The following is a 15090-nucleotide window of genomic DNA, read 5'->3' on the forward strand; positions in this document are numbered from 1 at the left end:
CCCGCGTTGCTGGTTTGCCGCCCAATAGACTGGCGGACATGAGCGGGGAAACCATCGTCACGATCCTGTGCGGCCTGGCCATTGCCGTGGGTGTTGCTGGCACTGTCATTCCTGTGCTGCCCGGCAGCATCCTGGTCGGGGCGAGCCTGCTGGCCTGGGCCCTGTGGGGCGGAGCCGGCACGGCAGGCTGGGTGGTCTTCGGCGTCGGCCTCACGTTCGTAGCTGCGGGCATGGCAGCCAGTGCGGTCCTCACGGGCCGCAAGCTCAAGCAGCACAGCATCCCGAACCGCTCCATCCTCGCCGGAATCGCGCTGGCCGTCGTCGGGATGTTCCTCATTCCCGTAGTGGGGCTCTTCGTGGGCTTCGCCGTCGGGCTCCTGCTGAGCGAGCTGCTGCGTACCCGCGATTTCAGGACCGCAGTGACCTTGAGCCTGGCCGCGCTCAAAGCCACCGGGCTGGGGATCCTGGTGGAATTCGGCCTCGCCTGCCTGGCGGCAAGCACCTGGGCCATCGGCGTCTGGGTGGCGGCGCTGAGCTAGCCCGCTTTCCCGGACCGTCGTTGTCCGCAAGGCCATGGCCGTGGGAGCCCGACGCCGGAATACTCGGGCGCATGATCGGAAAATTCCATGCCCTCGTGATCGACTGTGAAGACATTGAACCCATGGCCGCCTTCTACCAGGAGCTGCTGGGGATGCAGCGCGTGGAGGGCGACGCCGACTGGATCACTATCGGCGACGCCGCGGACCGCCCGGCGGTGGCCTTTCAGCGGGTCGACAAATTGATCCCGCCGCAGTGGCCGTCCGCCGAGCACCCCCAGCAGATGCACGTGGACGTGCGGGTGGACAACCTGGATAAGGCAGAGGAACAGGTCCTTGCCCTGGGTGCCACGAAGGCGCACCAAGACAAGACCTTCCGTGTGTACCTCGACCCCGCGGGCCACCCGTTCTGTTTGGTGTCCTGGTAAGCGGGCCTAAACCAGCAGGGACAGCGGTGCTTCCATCCGGGCCTTGAAGGCCTGCAGCCATTGCGCCGCTACGGCGCCGTCGATCACCCGGTGGTCGGCGGACAGCGTGCACGTCATCACCGTGGCTACGGACAGCGCGCCGTCTTCCACCACGGGCCGGGATTCGGCGGCGCCTACCGCCAGGATCCCGGACTGCGGGGGATTGAGGATGGCGGTGAATTCCTTGGTGCCGAACATGCCGAGATTGCTCACAGAGAAGCTGCCGCCGGCGAGTTCCTCGGGCCGGATCTTTCCAGCCTTGGCGCGGGCCACGAAATCGGCGATCGTTGCGCTCAGGCTGCTGATCGAGGCCTTCTCGACACCGCGGACCACCGGGGTGAGCAACCCGCCGTCCACGGCCACAGCCACGGAGATATCGGACGAGGTGAAGCGGCGCTCGGCGTCATCCGTCCAGATCGCGTTGGCCGCCGGCACATCCTGCAAGGCCAGGCCCACCGCTTTGACCACCAGGTCGTTGACGGTGATTTTCCGCTCCGCAGCGGCATTGATCTGTTGACGCAGCGCCAGCAGCGCATCCATGCGGACATCGGCGCTGAGGTAGAAATGCGGCACAGTGGACTTTGATTCCGTCAGCCGCCGCGCGATCACCTGGCGCATCCTGCTATGCGGCACGTCCGTGTAATCGCTGGTGGTTTCCGGCACGGCCGGAGCAGCGGCCGGGACCGATGCTGAAACGGCCGAAGCCGGTGTCGGAGCCGCTGGCGCTGCCGCCGGAACAACAGCCGTCAACGCGGCTTCCACATCCCGGCGCAGGATCCGTCCGCCCGGGCCCGAGCCCTTCAGCGAGGCGACGTCCACGCCGTTATCGCGCGCGATCCGGCGCGCCAGCGGCGAACTGAAGATGCGCGCAGCGGAGGGGCCGCCGTCGGGCGTTGCTTCAACAGCCGCCGCAACCGGAACGGGAGCGGCAACAGCAGCCGCGTCACCCCCCACGCCGAGCGAGGCGAGCAGATCGTCGACGGCGGACGCGGCCTCCCCGGCGGCCAGCAGCACCGCGACGGGGGCGCCGACGTCGACGGACTCACCGGCTGCCACGAGCAGGCGGCCGATCACGCCGTCGGACTCGGCCTCCATCTCCACGGTGGCTTTTTCGGTTTCGATCTCGGCGATCGGATCGCCGGCGGCCACGGTGTCGCCTTCGTTCTTGAGCCAATTCTGCAGCGCGGCCTCGGTGGCGTTGGCCATGACGCCGGGCATGGTCAGCAAGGTAGCCATGTTCGTTTCTCCTGGAATTGGGGGTGCCCGGGCTAGCGGCCCAGGCCTTCCTTGACGGCGGTGAGTCCGGCGGCGGCTTCGGCCGTGCCGGCGTAAGCGGCGCGTTCGAGCACCTTGGAGATGCTGGGCGAGGCTTCGCCGCCGGTGACGCGCTGGATGGGCTGGTCGAGGTAGTCGAAGAAGCGGCGCTGGATTTCGTCGCTGAGCCAGGCCCCGTACGAGGTTCCCCGGGCGCCCTGCTCCACGATCAGCACGTTGTTGGTCTTCCGGATGCTTTCGCCGATGGTGTCCCAGTCGATGCTGGCGCGGTCCAGCCAGCGCAGGTCGATCACTTCGGCATCGATCCCGACGGCGGACTCCGCGGCTTCCAGCGCCGGCTGCACCATGGCAAGGTACGTCAGCAGGGTGACGTCCGTGCCGGCCCGGCGGACCGTGGCCTTGCCGAACGGCAGCTGGTAGCTGAAGTCGTCCACCGGTGCCGGGCCGCTGCTGGCATACAGGCCCACATGCTCGATCACCACCACCGGATCCTTGAGGTCCAGGGCGGCGTTCATCAGGCCCACGTAGTCGAACGGGGTGGACGGCGCAACGATCCGCCAGCCGGGCTGGGTGGCGAAGATCCCGGCGGGGTCCATGGAATGCTGCGAGCCGTAGCCGGTGCCCATGGCCACCTTGGAGCGGAGCACCAGCGGCATTTCACCGGTGCCGCCGAACATGTGCCGGGCCTTGCCGATCTGGTTGAACAACTGGTCTGCCGCGACCCACATGAAATCGGCGTACATGAACTCGACCACCGGGGTGAACCGCCCGTCCATGGCCATGCCGCCGGCCAAGCCCGCGAAGGCGTTCTCGCTGATCGGGGTGCCGAGCACGCGCTCGGGATGCGCGTCCTTGAGGCCCCGGGTGGCGCCGTTGGTGCCGCCCTTGAGGCGGTGGACGTCCTCGCCCATCACCACCACGGACTTGTCCGCGTCCATGCGGGCCTGCATGACATCGGCGACGACGTCGATGAACTTCCGCTCGGCGAGCTCACCGGCGAACGTCCCCTCTTCCTCGACCCGCGCCCCGGCGAGCTCGGAGGCGTCGCCGCGCACGCCGACGTCGACGAATCCGGGATCCGGCCACAGCTCCGGCCGGATGCGGCGGCGGCCGGGCTTGCCGTCCGGGTCCTGTTCGGTGAGGGCGTCGACGGCGGCGGCGCAGGCCTGCTTGATCTGCGCGGTCATCTGCGCCACGGCTGCGCTGTCGAGCAGTCCGCGCTTGTCCAGTTCCGCGGCGACGCGCAGGATCGGGTCCCGTTCGCGCCAGGCCTTTTCCTCGTCCTTGCTGCGGTAGCCGAAGGCGCTGCCGGGGAAGGGCCCGTTCTGGTGGAAGTAGCGGTACACCTCGGCCTCGATCACGGCCGGGCCCTTGCCGGAGCGCATGTGCAAGGTGGCTTCTTCCATGGCCAGGTGGACGGCGAGCGGGTCCATGCCGTCCACGCGCCAGGAGGTGATGCCGAAACCGGGGCCGCGGCCGGAAAGCCGGGACTCACCGGTGACTTCGGAAACGTGGGTGGAGACGGCATAGAGGTTGTTTTCGATGAAGAAGCACAAGGGGAGCTTCCAGGCCGCGGCGAGGTTCATCGTCTCCAGGACGGAGCCGATGTTTGTGGCGCCGTCGCCGAAGTAGCTCACGGTCACGTCCGTTCCGGCTTCCCCGCCCGGTGAGCCGATGGCCGTGGTGCTGGGGGAGTGCTGCTGCGCCCAGGCGTTTCCCGCGGCAAGGGGGACGCCGCCGCCGACGATCGCGTTGGTGCCAAGGCAGCCGGCCTCCATCCACTGCAGGTGCATGGAACCGCCGCGGCCGCGGCTGAACCCCTGTTCCAGGCCAAGGATTTCGGCGAGGGTGCGCTGCAGGTAAGCCTGGACTTCCGTGCTGACCGGCGCCGCCGGATCCATGCGGCCGCCGGTGCCGCGGGACAGGTAGGCGAGTCCCTTGGCGAGGAACTGGTGGTGGCCGCGGTGGGTGCCGTTGACGCCGTCGCCCGCTCGGAGGTTCACGGCGGATCCGACTGCGCCGCCTTCCTGCCCGATGCTCGAGTGCGCCGGGCCGTGGACGAGCCCTTCACCGGCCAGTTCCAGGACGGACTCTTCGAAGGAGCGGATGATCTGCATCTGCACCAGCATCGTCTTCAGCAGTTCCGGATCAGCCTTCTTCCAGTCTTGCTCGGTGGTGCGCAGCTCGATCCAGTCGGCTGCGGGGCTGAGGGGTGTGCGGCGGCTCATGGCACCTCCATTGGTGGCGGAAAGTCCGGGATTTCGGGTGACTCCAGTCACGTATTGGATCCAAGATTGGCAAACTTTGGATCCAAAGTAAAGGCGAGCTTTGGGGATTCTGCGGAAGATTGCCACTTGCGTTCCCAATATTGGATCCATTAGCATCGAAACTCATGAGGCCTGGATCACACAGGCCGAACCCTTCAGGAGACTTCCATGACCCCCATCCCTGCCGGCCGTCACGTGGCTGCCATCACCGGCGGAGCCGCCGGGATCGGCCTGGCCACGGCGCGGCGCTGGCTGGCCGACGGCGGCGCGGTCGTCCTGCTCGACCTGCAGCAGGACGCGCTGGACAAAGCGCTCGCCAAGCTGGGTGCCGCCGCCGGCGCACCGGCCCGCGGCATCGCCACCGACGTCCGCAGCACCGACTCGGTGGAAGCCGCCTACCGCAGCATCGCCGCTGTGGAGGGCCGGCTGGACGCCGTCGTGAATTGCGCCGGCATTGCCCGTCCGGCACCGAGCGCCACCATGGACGACGCCGGCTGGGCCGCCATGCTGGACATCCACCTCAGTGGATCCATGCGGTCCTGCCGGGCCGCGTACCCGCTGCTGCGGAAATCGCGGCGCGCGGCAATCGTCAACATCGCCTCGGTGGCCGCCCTGAGCGGCATGCCCGGGCGGGCCAGCTACACCACCGCCAAGGCCGGGATCGCCGGCCTCACCCGGACCCTCGCCGTCGAATGGGGCCGCGAGGGAATCCGCTGCAACGCGGTGGGTCCCGGGTACGTGCGCACCGCCCTGACGGACACCTTGATCGCCGAGGGCCGCCTGGACGACGGTCCCATCCGCGCCCGCACAGCACTGGGCCGTTTCGCCGAGCCCGCCGAAATCGCCGAAGCCGTCCACTTCCTGTGCACCCCGGCGGCATCCTTCATCAACGGCCACCTGCTCATGGCAGACGGTGGCCTCACCATCGACGGGAACTGGTACGAATGAGCGCCATTACTTACGACTTCAGCGGCAAGACGGCCCTGATCACCGGAGCGTCAGGGGGCATCGCCCGCGAGGTCGCCCGGATCTTCCACGGTGCCGGAGCCAATCTGGTGCTCCTGGACCTCGCTGAAGAACCCCTCGCCCAGCTGGTCAGTGAACTCGGCGGGGAAGACCGCATCGTGGCGATGGCCGGAGACGCTTCCAGCCGGGACGATATCGAAGCACTCCTGGAACTCGCCGCCAAGCGCTTCGGGGGCCTGGACTATGTGCTGCCGGTGGCGGGAATCTACCCCGAAGCCACCGTCCGCGACACCAGCGACGAACTGTGGCGCACAGTCATGCAGATCAACCTCGACGGCGTTTTCTACCTGCTCCGGTCCGCTCTCGGGCACCTCCGCCCCGGCGGGGCCGTGGTCAACTTCGCGTCCGTTGCGGGCCACCGTGGAAGCCACAGCCACGGGCACTACGCGGCCAGCAAAGCCGCGGTGATCGCCCTCACCAGGAGCCTTGCGATGGAAGTGGGCCCGGACATCCGGGTGAACGCGGTGTCGCCGGGAACCATCGAAACACCCATGACCAGGGACCTGGTCCGCGACCGGGGCGGCAACCTCCTGGCTAACACCCCCATGGCCCGTTACGGCCACCCCTCGGAGGTGGCCGCCGTCGCCGCCTTCCTCTGCAGTTCCGCCGCCAGCTACATGACGGGTGAAGTTGTGCACGTCAACGGCGGCCTGTTCCTCGCCGGTTAGGCCCCACCGCAACCGGCCCCCAACCAGCCATACTTACTGGAGACCCATCATGAGCGAATCAATGACGATTGAGCGGACCACCCCGCAGCTGAACCGCGGGCGCTCCCTGCGTGCCGCCGTCGCGGGCAACGTCCTGGAATGGTTCGACTGGACGCTGTACGCGATCTTTTCGACCTACCTGGCTGCCAACTTCTTCAACAGCGCGGACCCCACCTCCGCGCTTCTCTCGACCCTCGCCGTCTTTGCTGTCGGCTTCTTCGCCCGCCCGCTCGGCGGCCTGGTGTTCGGCCGGCTCGCCGACAAGAAGGGCCGTAAGTTCGTCATGGTCCTGACCATGGTGACCATGGCGGCGTCGAGCCTTGGAATCGCGCTGATCCCCACCTACGCGCAGATCGGCGTCGGGGCATCCGCGCTGCTGCTGGTGTTCCGGCTGCTGCAGGGCCTGGCGCACGGCGGCGAGGCCGGGGTTTCCTACACCTACGTGGCGGAGATCGCCCCGGTGGAACGCCGCGGCTTCTGGGCCAGCTCCGTGTTCACGGCCGTCACGGTCGGCGTCATGGGTGCCACGCTGCTGGGTGCCGTGCTCACCGGGCTGCTCGGCAAGGGCGACATGGGGATCTTCGGCTGGCGCATCGCTTTCGGTGTCGGCGCCCTGCTGGGCATCTACGCCCTGATCCTGCGCCGCCTCGCCTCCGAATCCCCGCTGTTCCACGAGGAGACTGCCTCGGATAAAGCGCACGACGCCGGTGCTGCCGCCACCGCCGCTGCCTCCGCAGGGGATGCGAAGCTCAGCAAGAAGGACGTCCTGAAGATCGGTGTCCTGATCATCATGTTCTCGGCCGGCCAGAACGCGGCTTACTACACCTGGGCCACCTTCGCCTCGACGTACGCGATCTCCGCAAAGGGCATGGATCCTAACGGCGCGTTCGTGGCCAGCCTCCTGGCGCAGCTTGTTGTGCTCGGCCTGCTGCCGTTCTTCGGACACCTTTCCGACAAATTCGGCCGCCGCAGGATGATGATGGCTTACGGCATCTCGGCCGCGGCCCTGGTGCTGCCGATGGCGGCGATCCTCACGAACGCGCCCTGGACCCTCTTTGTCACCCAGGCGCTCGGCCTGGCAATCTGGGCCCTCGCTGCTTCGATGTATCCGGCGTTCATGTCCGAGCTGGTTCCCACGCGGGCACGCGCCATGGGCGTCGGGTTCGCCACTTCCCTTTCCGTGGCCCTGTTCGGCGGCACCGCACCGTTCCTGAACACCTGGCTGACATCCCTCGGGCTGCCTTGGGTCTTCTCGGTATACGTCGGAGTGCTTTCCCTGCTGGCCGTAGTTGGCGCGCTGCTGATCCGCGAAACCAGGGGGACGGACTTGAAGAACGTCGGGCTGCCGTTCCGCAAGGGCGCCTGAGTGTTCCTTCCGCCGTACGCCGGCCCCCGCCCCGCTTCCCGCGGGGCGGGGGCTTCCGGCGTTGGCCATATGCTGAAGCCATGACCAAGGACATCGAGGGAAACGGCAAGTCGGCTGCCGTCAGCCAGCGGATCGCGGACAGCATCAAGGCCGCCATCCTGGACGGCACCCGCCAGCCCGGGGAGCGGATCCGGCAGGAAATCATTGCCGAGGAATTCGGGGCAAGCCGCCTTCCCGTACGCGAGGCCCTGCGCATCCTCGAATCCGACGGCTTGGTAACCCTTGTAGCCAACACGGGCGCCTGGGTCACCAAGATGAACCTGGAGGAGTGCACGGAGACCTACCTGATCCGTGAACGCCTGGAGCCGCTCCTGCTCGGACGCAGCGTCGCCAATTTCACGGATGCGGACATCGCGGCCCTCGTGGCGCTGGAGGAAGAGATTGAGGCCGCCGGGGATGTGGAGCATTACCTCGTCCTGGACCGCCGTTTCCACCTGCAGAGCTATAAAGCCGCAGGCATGCCGTCCCTCAACGCCATGGTGGAGCGGCTGTGGAACACCACCCAGCACTACCGGCGCGCCTACACCCGGCTCATCGGCTGGGAAGGGTTGAACCTCACGCACGACGAACACCGCCTGCTCATCGCCGCTTACAAGCACCGCGATTCCGAGGAAGCGGAGCGGCTGATCTATGGCCACCTGCGGCGCACGCGCCTGGAGCTGGCCCGGCACCCGGAGATCTTCGAAAGCTAACCGCCCAACGCCGCCGGCAGGCCAGGCAGCGCCCTTCCCGTGACCGGCTTGATCTCGGTCACCGTGGCGAACCCCGCGGCCAGCAAGGCGGCATCGCTGTCCGGATCGGGCTCCTCCGTGGTGTCCGCGATGGCCAGGCGGACGTGATGCTGGCCGCGTTCGGCAAGGGTTGTTTGGACAATACCGAAGCGGGTCAGTGTGGCCGTGCGGTATTCGGGCAGGCCGGGACCGGCCTTGTTGGGGACGTTGAGGTTCAGGACGCTTCCGGCTTCCAGTTCCCTCAGGAACGGCAGCAGGCCCATGGCCAGCCGAGCGGCGACATCCCAGTGGAACGCGTCCGGATTCAGGCCGGTATCCAAAGAGACGGCCATTCCGCGTCCATCGTTGACGCCCGCCGTCAACGCAGCTCCGACCGTCCCGGAATGCAGGATGGCGCGCCCCACGTTGGCGCCGCGGTTCACCCCTGAGAGGACGAGGTCCGGCGGCGGGCCAAAGGCGCCGTGCGTGGCGATCATGGTGATGAAGGCGGGCGCTCCATGGACGGCGTAGGCATCGATGTCGTCCAGGCCTTCAAGTTGGCGCTGCTCGATCGAAATCATGCCGTCATTTTCCACGGCGGTGATCGAGGAACTGCTGCCGCTGGATTCGGCGGCCGGAGCTGCCACCACAACGCTGAGGCCGGCCTCGGCCGCTGCGGCAGCGAGGGCATGCAGGCCCGGCGAGGCGATGCCGTCGTCGTTGGTGATCAGGACGCGCACAGGCTGGTTCATGGTTCCCGGACCTTTCGTGCCAGTTCGTCGGGGCTCATCTGCTGCGCCGTTTCCTCGCCGTCCAGCGGGACGATCTTGACGAGCCCGGCGAATTGGCGGATGACGGCGGCTTCGCCGGTGCCCAGGCCGTGGCGGGTCACGTTCTGTGCTCCGGCCGCGGTACCCAGGACCACGCCGTCGAGCAGGGTCCCGTGTTCGGCCAGGACGGCGGCCACGCCCGCGGTCAGGGAATCGCCCGCGCCGCTGGTGTCCACGGCCTGCATTTCCGGCACATGGATCTCGCTGAGCGCGCCTTTGCTGAGGACCAAGGAGGGAAGGTGGGCCCGCGTGACGATGACGGCGGAGGCGCCTTCGCGGGCGAGCGTGTGCATGGCTTCGATGATCTGCCCGGTCTCGCTGGCGGCGGCGCGGCCGCTGCTGACGATTTCGTTGTCGGCCATTTTGATCACGGCGGGTTTTCCGGCCAGGACGGCGTCCAGCCTTTCGCCGGTGAGATCGGCGACGACGGTGCATCCGGCGGCGCCCAGATCGGCAGTCAACCTCCGGTACATGTCCGGGGGTACCGCATCTTCCTCGACGGCGCCGCTGAGGATCACGGTGCCGGCTTGCATTCCGGCCTGAAGCGTCAGCCCGTACAGTTCGTCCAGTTCATGGCGGGTGAGCTTGTGGCCGGCCGATTCCGCGAGGACTTTCCGCTCGCCGCCGCGCCGGTCATGCAGGTACGCGCCGCTGCTGCCTTCGCCGGAAACGGACACCACCTTGATTCCCTCGTCCGCGATCAAGTGGCGCAAAACCAGGCCCGTCTCGCCTGCAAACACCGCGCAGATGGTTACTGATGCGCCCAGTGCCGTCAGCATCCGGGCCTGCCACACGCCCTGCCCTCCGGCATGGACGTGGATATCGGCGTTGCCTTCGAGGTCCTCGACGGTGACAGTCAGCACAGGGGATGGGGCGAAAACTACTACCGAGCCCATGCCGCACCGCCCTGTTCGGAAGTTCTGCCGTACATCGTGGCCATGGTTGCCTCCTGGAGGTTGGGATGCCCGATCGCGCCAGCACCTAATCCTAAGCACACTTAGCATCCGCGGGGGAAGAGGAACCCCAAAGGATGAAACAGCTGGCTTTCCGGTGGAGATCGCCGTCGCGCCGCCGCAACAAGGGGGTCCATGCAGTCCCGCACGGATACTGTGGCTGGCATGGAACAGACCCTGAAAGTTGTGCGGCATTGGGGCGCCCCCGCGGCGGCCGTCATCTTCTTCGCACTGTGGTGCGTCGGGGAAGCCGGCAGGATGGGGCCGTGGCCGGGGCTGCCGTACTGGCCGGGTACCTGGGCCCTTGTGGTCATGACGACGGCGATCGCCGTGGCCGTGTGGCAGCCATACCTTTCGCTGGGGCTGACGGCCATGCTCCTGGCCGGCCAGCTGCTTTACGTCTTTCCGATGATGGAGGCCAACCACTGGGCCATCTACATCGGCTCCTTCATTGCCCTGTCCTTCATCCTCTGGACAGCGCCGAACCGTGTCCGGCTGGTCGCGGGAATCTCCAACGTGGTTTTCGCGGGCATCATGACCTACCTGATGATTTCCTGGCGCTACGGGTACGGCGTCGGTTGGTTCATGCCCCTCGATCTTGGCGACCGCTGGGCACTTCACTACTACGGCTGGCAGCTGTTCGCCGTCCTGCTCCTGATCGCCGCCGGCTGCTCCGCCGTCGGGATTGTGCTGCGCCTCTACCAGGAGCGCGGCACCCTGTTCCTGGCCCGCAACGAGGCGCAGGCGAGCCTCAAGGAGGCTGAGGTGGAACTGGTCATCGAGCAGGAACGCACGCGGATCGCGCGGGACCTGCACGATGTCCTGGCCCACTCGCTCGCGGTCATCGCCGCCCAGGCGGACGGCACCCGCTACCTCAGTAAGGACCAGCCCAAACCGGTGCTGGACGCGCTTGAGAACATCGCGGTCTCGGCCCGGCACGCCCTGGTGGACGCGCAGCGCGTCATCGAAGGCGTGCGCGACGACGCCATGATGGCCCCGCAGCCCAAGCTCAGCGACGTGGGGCCGCTGGTGGAGCGGATGCGCCAGGGCAGCCTCAAGGTCCAGCACAGTGAGAGTGGTACGCCGGTGGACCTCGGCGGCGGGCAGCAGCTGGCCGTCTTCCGAATTGTGCAGGAATGCCTCACCAACGCACTTAAGCACGGCGGTCGCGGCACCGCCGTGCGGCTGCACCTGGACTGGAGCGGCCCCGGCCTCACCATCCATGCGGCCTCGAAGCTGCCGTCGTCCGCTGTTAATGGGGGAGCGGACGACGGCGGAACCCCCTCCCGTACCGGGCGCGGCATCCCCGGAATGCGGGAACGCGCGCACCTGGCCGGCGGCTGGCTCACCGCCGGTCCGGACGGCGAGCAGTTCCGGGTGACGGTATTCATCCCGTACGGGCCGCACGCCCTGCCGCGGTCCGAGGCGGAACCGGAAGGGCCCGGCGTCGAGCCCCGCACCGAAGTACTTGGCGAAACGGAGCCCACGGCCCATGGCTGAAAATCCCATAACCGTGGCGCTGGTGGACGACCAGCCGCTCTTCCGCGCCGGAATCCGGATGCTGATCCAGAGCCAGGCGGACATGGCGCTGGCCTGGGAAGCCGGCGACGGCGACGAAGCCGTGGACCGCGCGGCGGAGGAACGGCCGGACGTCATGCTGATGGACCTCCGGATGCCCGGGACCGGCGGAGTGGAAGCCACCCGCCGGATTTCGGCGGCGTCCGCTGCCGCCGGCGTGGACAAGCCGAAGATCATCGCGCTCACCACCTTCAACCGGGACCAGGCCGTGGTGGAAGCAGTACAGGCCGGGGCCAGCGGCTACCTGCTCAAGAGTGCCGAGCCCGAATTCCTTCTGGCCGCCATCCGCACCGTGTATTCGGGGTATTCGGTGATCGCGCCCGGTTCGGTGCACGAACTGTTCCAGCACGCGGCGCGGACGGTTCCCGCGTCCGGGCCGGACCTCAGCGTGCTGAACGGCCTTTCCGCCCGGGAACGCGAGGTTTTCCTGCTGGCCGCCAAGGGCTTGTCCAACGCGGACATGGCCCAAGGGCTCTTCGTATCCGAGGCCACGGTGAAGACGCACCTGCGCAGCGTGCTCACGAAGCTCGGCCTGCGGACCCGGTTGCAGTTGGTGGCGTTCGCCTACGAACACCGCCTGCTGGGCTGAGCGCCACCCGCCGGTTTGGCACTTCACGGCAGTGTCGTTCGCGCGGATTGCCGCGAAGTGTCAACTCGCGCGGAAAGAAGCGGTGGCCGCCCCCTCAAGGGGAGCGGCCGCCGTCGTTGTTTCCAGGAAAGGCGCGCTACATGGCGCGGCCCTTCGTCTCCTCCCTGACGTCACGGCCAAGCCACAGGCCAAGTGCAACCATCACCACGCCGAGCACCAGATGGAGCCAGTTGTCGGCGGTGTTGAGGGGCACAAAGTTGGCCATCGAGTCCATGGCGATGACGAGTCCGTACACCCACAGGGCCAGGTAGAGGACGCCGCCGCCTACCAGGTACCCGCGTGCCATCCTGGCGGTCCGGGCCATGTAGAGGCCGGCCGCGCCGAACAGCATGTGGACGATGTTGTGCAGAATGGAGACTTGGAAGATTCCAAGAAGCATGGCGCCCGACTCATGCCCGGCGAAGGTCATGGCGCCGTAGTTGCTCGTGATGCCCGGAATGAATCCGAGGACACCAACGACCAGGAAAACCCAGCCCAAACCCAGCGCCGTGTTGTGCAGTGAAAGCCCCATCACGTGGTGGTGCTGTGCCGGGTGTGAAGCGGTGGTCATAACTCCTCCCAACCACATTTTGTACCGGCCAACCAAGTGGCTGGCCGCCTCGCGGCAAGGAGCTGTCGGAACCCTGCCGACGTGCATAGTTTACTCCCGAAACCCCCGGAAATAGAGGGGAGTGCCCGCCTGCCGCCAGTGGTCGCCGGGCCCGCTCGCTGCCACTGGCAGCTGCCTCCGGCGGATGCTCCGTGGTTAGCATGGAGCCATGACTTCCGGGCACCCCGTTCCCGGGTATCGCGACACCCGGGACCTCACGCCGTTCCGCCGCGCCCGCGTCCGGACTCCCGCAAGCGGCCTGGCCGACGGCGTGGGCGGCGCCGTGTCCGGCGTGCTGCGCCCGCGAAGTGCCGGCCGGCTGTCCGTGGCGGGGGACGTGCCGCCGCTCAAGGCCTTCTCCGGGCGCACGGCCAAAGCCATGCATTCCGCAGTGTTCACGGGAACCGAGCCGGAGCGCCTGGTGCTGCTGGCCCGCGCGAATCCGGCCTGGGCCGGCCTTTGCCAGGTCCTGGCGGGCCTGCTCGCCTACAAGCACGGCAGCTATTTGCGTGCCGCGGAGCTCCTGCGGCTGGGCATTTCCACCAGGATCGACGACGCCGCCAGCCAGTTCTCCGCCACCTACCTTGGGCGGGTGGTCAGCCGGGTGGAGGTCGCCGAACGCGTCGAGGTTCCGGTGCTGTTCAGCGAAGAATCGGTGTTCCTGGCGCTCTCCCACTGCCTGCGGGAAACTGGCCAGTCGGTCGCCGCGCTGGAAGCGCTGGCCGGCCTGCCGCCGTCGTTGCCCGCTGCCCTGGCCCGCTCCACGGCGGCGTCGGCACTTGGCCGGCACCGCGACGTCGTCGACTGGACCGAAGGTTTGCTCAACGCGGATGACCTCTCCGCGGCACTGCTGCTCCTGCGTGCGCGTTCACTGCGGGCGCTCGGCGACCGTGCCGGCGCGCAGCTGGCGCTCGCCGAGGTGCTGCGTCGCCGCAAGACCAGCCTGGCGTTGCGCAACGACGCCCTCACCGACCGCGCCCTCCTGGCGTTCGACGCCGGCCGCCGGGCTTTGCTGCCGCGCTCGCGGCGCGCTCCTGCCGAACCGGAGAACGGCGTCATACTCCGCGACGCCGAGATGCGCCGGCTCTGGGAGCAGGACTGGAAGGATCTCGGCGGGGACTGACCCTTGTGGATGTCTTTGGGGAGGCGTAACTTTGAAGTCAACCAGTTGGTTGATCAACTGGATGGTTGTCTAAGAGGTAAGAGCGTGCCACACCAGGATCCGGCTGAAGCGGCCCTTCTTGATAGGGCGTTCATGGCGCTCGCGGACCCGGTCCGGCGGGAGATCGTGGCCCGGCTGTCGCGCGGCGACGCCACGGTCAACGAACTCGCCGAACCGTTCGCCATCACCAAGCAGGCCGTGTCCAAGCACATCCAGGTCCTGGAACATGCCGGGCTGGTCACCCGTTCCCGCGACGCCCAGCGCCGCCCGGTCCATCTGGACGCGGCGGCGCTTGAGCGGCTCACGGCATGGATCGACCAGTACCGGCTCCTAGCGGAAGGGCGTTACCGGAGGCTGGACGCCCTCCTGGAAAACCAGGCCTCCGCGCAGGCCCGCGGGTCGGCGCAGACTCCAAGGAGTGGGGAACAATGAGCAATCCAACCAACATCACGGCTGAGCCCGGCGTCCCGTTCGTGGACACCGTCCGCGAATTCGACGCGCCCGTGGACGCCGTCTACCGCGCCCATGTTGAACCCGAACTGCTGGTCCAGTGGCTGGGCCCGCGCGAGGACAAGGTGGAGAACGTCCGCTACGACACCCGGGTAGGTGGCCGCTGGAGCTTCGACGGCGCCAGCAGCGGCGGCTACGAGTTCACCTTCAGCGGCGTCTTCCACGCCGTTGAACCGGGCAAGCTCCTCATCATGACCTTCGAATTCTCCGGAGCCCCCGGCGAGGTCGGGATCGGGACCACGCGCTTCGAGGACCTGGGCGGCGGGCGATCCCGGATCTCCATCCACGATGTCTACCCCACAGTGGAGGCGCGGGACATGGCGATCGGCAGCGGCATGAACTCCGGTGTGATCGAAGGCTACGAGCGGCTGGACGAAGTGCTCGCCGGGGAGCGCGTCTAGGGCT

General features: G+C 67.7%; 16 protein-coding genes. 11 read left to right on the forward strand and 5 right to left on the reverse strand.

The features are described 5' to 3' along the window. Nucleotides 1-38 precede the first annotated feature (38 nt). A complete protein-coding gene (locus BIU82_RS06265) occupies nucleotides 39-539 on the forward strand; it encodes a DUF456 domain-containing protein (protein ID WP_070348619.1) in 501 nt (166 codons plus the stop codon). A gap of 71 nt (nucleotides 540-610) precedes the next feature. Beyond that, the gene (locus BIU82_RS06270; protein WP_070348620.1) at nucleotides 611-964 is read left to right on the forward strand and encodes a VOC family protein; all 354 of its coding nucleotides are present in this window, start codon (nucleotides 611-613) and stop codon (nucleotides 962-964) included. A 6-nt stretch (nucleotides 965-970) separates the two neighbouring features. Here BIU82_RS06270 and BIU82_RS06275 read toward each other — a convergent pair whose 3' ends face one another. Both BIU82_RS06275 and BIU82_RS06280 read right to left on the reverse strand, forming a co-directional pair. Beyond that, the gene (locus BIU82_RS06275) at nucleotides 971-2239 is read right to left on the reverse strand and encodes a dihydrolipoamide acetyltransferase family protein (RefSeq protein ID WP_070348621.1); all 1269 of its coding nucleotides are present in this window, start codon (nucleotides 2237-2239) and stop codon (nucleotides 971-973) included. A 32-nt stretch (nucleotides 2240-2271) separates the two neighbouring features. Next, nucleotides 2272-4506 (reverse strand): alpha-ketoacid dehydrogenase subunit alpha/beta, encoded by a 2235-nt coding sequence (locus BIU82_RS06280; RefSeq protein WP_070348622.1) that lies wholly within the window; start codon nucleotides 4504-4506, stop codon nucleotides 2272-2274. 207 nt (nucleotides 4507-4713) lie between these two features. Between BIU82_RS06280 and BIU82_RS06285 the strand changes: the two genes are divergently transcribed. The 4 genes from BIU82_RS06285 to BIU82_RS06300 all read left to right on the forward strand — a co-directional run bounded on the left by BIU82_RS06285 (nucleotide 4714) and on the right by BIU82_RS06300 (nucleotide 8396). Beyond that, nucleotides 4714-5493, forward strand: a complete 780-nt coding sequence (locus BIU82_RS06285) for an SDR family oxidoreductase (protein WP_070348623.1) — start codon at nucleotides 4714-4716, stop codon at nucleotides 5491-5493. Then, nucleotides 5490-6239 (forward strand): SDR family NAD(P)-dependent oxidoreductase, encoded by a 750-nt coding sequence (locus BIU82_RS06290; protein WP_070348624.1) that lies wholly within the window; start codon nucleotides 5490-5492, stop codon nucleotides 6237-6239. Before BIU82_RS06285 ends, BIU82_RS06290 begins: the two co-directional genes overlap by 4 nt. A gap of 49 nt (nucleotides 6240-6288) precedes the next feature. After that, nucleotides 6289-7644, forward strand: a complete 1356-nt coding sequence (locus BIU82_RS06295; protein WP_070348625.1) for an MFS transporter — start codon at nucleotides 6289-6291, stop codon at nucleotides 7642-7644. A gap of 80 nt (nucleotides 7645-7724) precedes the next feature. After that, on the forward strand, nucleotides 7725-8396 hold the full coding sequence (locus BIU82_RS06300; RefSeq protein ID WP_070348626.1) for a GntR family transcriptional regulator: 672 nt from the start codon (nucleotides 7725-7727) through the stop codon (nucleotides 8394-8396). On the opposite strand, the gene BIU82_RS06305 is transcribed toward BIU82_RS06300, so the two are convergent. Both BIU82_RS06305 and BIU82_RS06310 read right to left on the reverse strand, forming a co-directional pair. Further along, nucleotides 8393-9166, reverse strand: a complete 774-nt coding sequence (locus BIU82_RS06305) for a 5'/3'-nucleotidase SurE (RefSeq protein WP_074466414.1) — start codon at nucleotides 9164-9166, stop codon at nucleotides 8393-8395. The genes BIU82_RS06300 and BIU82_RS06305 overlap by 4 nt on opposite strands. Next, nucleotides 9163-10107 (reverse strand): PfkB family carbohydrate kinase, encoded by a 945-nt coding sequence (locus tag BIU82_RS06310; RefSeq protein WP_253182703.1) that lies wholly within the window; start codon nucleotides 10105-10107, stop codon nucleotides 9163-9165. The genes BIU82_RS06305 and BIU82_RS06310 overlap by 4 nt, the downstream gene beginning before the upstream one ends. 255 nt (nucleotides 10108-10362) lie before the next feature. Between BIU82_RS06310 and BIU82_RS06315 the strand changes: the two genes are divergently transcribed. Continuing rightward, nucleotides 10363-11697: a histidine kinase gene (locus BIU82_RS06315; RefSeq protein ID WP_253182704.1), complete on the forward strand. Its 1335-nt coding sequence runs from the start codon at nucleotides 10363-10365 to the stop codon at nucleotides 11695-11697. Beyond that, nucleotides 11690-12364: a response regulator transcription factor gene (locus tag BIU82_RS06320; RefSeq protein ID WP_070348629.1), complete on the forward strand. Its 675-nt coding sequence runs from the start codon at nucleotides 11690-11692 to the stop codon at nucleotides 12362-12364. The genes BIU82_RS06315 and BIU82_RS06320 overlap by 8 nt, the downstream gene beginning before the upstream one ends. A gap of 136 nt (nucleotides 12365-12500) precedes the next feature. On the opposite strand, the gene BIU82_RS06325 is transcribed toward BIU82_RS06320, so the two are convergent. Beyond that, nucleotides 12501-12974 carry a DUF4383 domain-containing protein gene (locus BIU82_RS06325; protein WP_070348630.1) on the reverse strand — a complete coding sequence of 158 codons (474 nt, stop codon included), beginning with the start codon at nucleotides 12972-12974 and terminating at the stop codon, nucleotides 12501-12503. 208 nt (nucleotides 12975-13182) lie between these two features. Here BIU82_RS06325 and BIU82_RS06330 point away from each other — a divergent pair, with 208 nt between their 5' ends. From BIU82_RS06330 to BIU82_RS06340, 3 genes are all read left to right on the forward strand, one after another. Further along, nucleotides 13183-14136 carry a hypothetical protein gene (locus BIU82_RS06330; RefSeq protein WP_070348631.1) on the forward strand — a complete coding sequence of 318 codons (954 nt, stop codon included), beginning with the start codon at nucleotides 13183-13185 and terminating at the stop codon, nucleotides 14134-14136. Between the two features lie 132 nt (nucleotides 14137-14268). Then, entirely contained in the window at nucleotides 14269-14607 is a 339-nt protein-coding gene (locus BIU82_RS06335) for a metalloregulator ArsR/SmtB family transcription factor (RefSeq protein WP_070348632.1), read from the forward strand. After that, a complete protein-coding gene (locus BIU82_RS06340; protein ID WP_070348633.1) occupies nucleotides 14604-15086 on the forward strand; it encodes an SRPBCC family protein in 483 nt (160 codons plus the stop codon). Before BIU82_RS06335 ends, BIU82_RS06340 begins: the two co-directional genes overlap by 4 nt. Nucleotides 15087-15090: the final 4 nt, after the last annotated feature.

Origin of the sequence: Arthrobacter sp. SW1, assembly GCF_001766675.1 — a bacterium.
GTDB lineage: Bacteria > Actinomycetota > Actinomycetes > Actinomycetales > Micrococcaceae > Arthrobacter.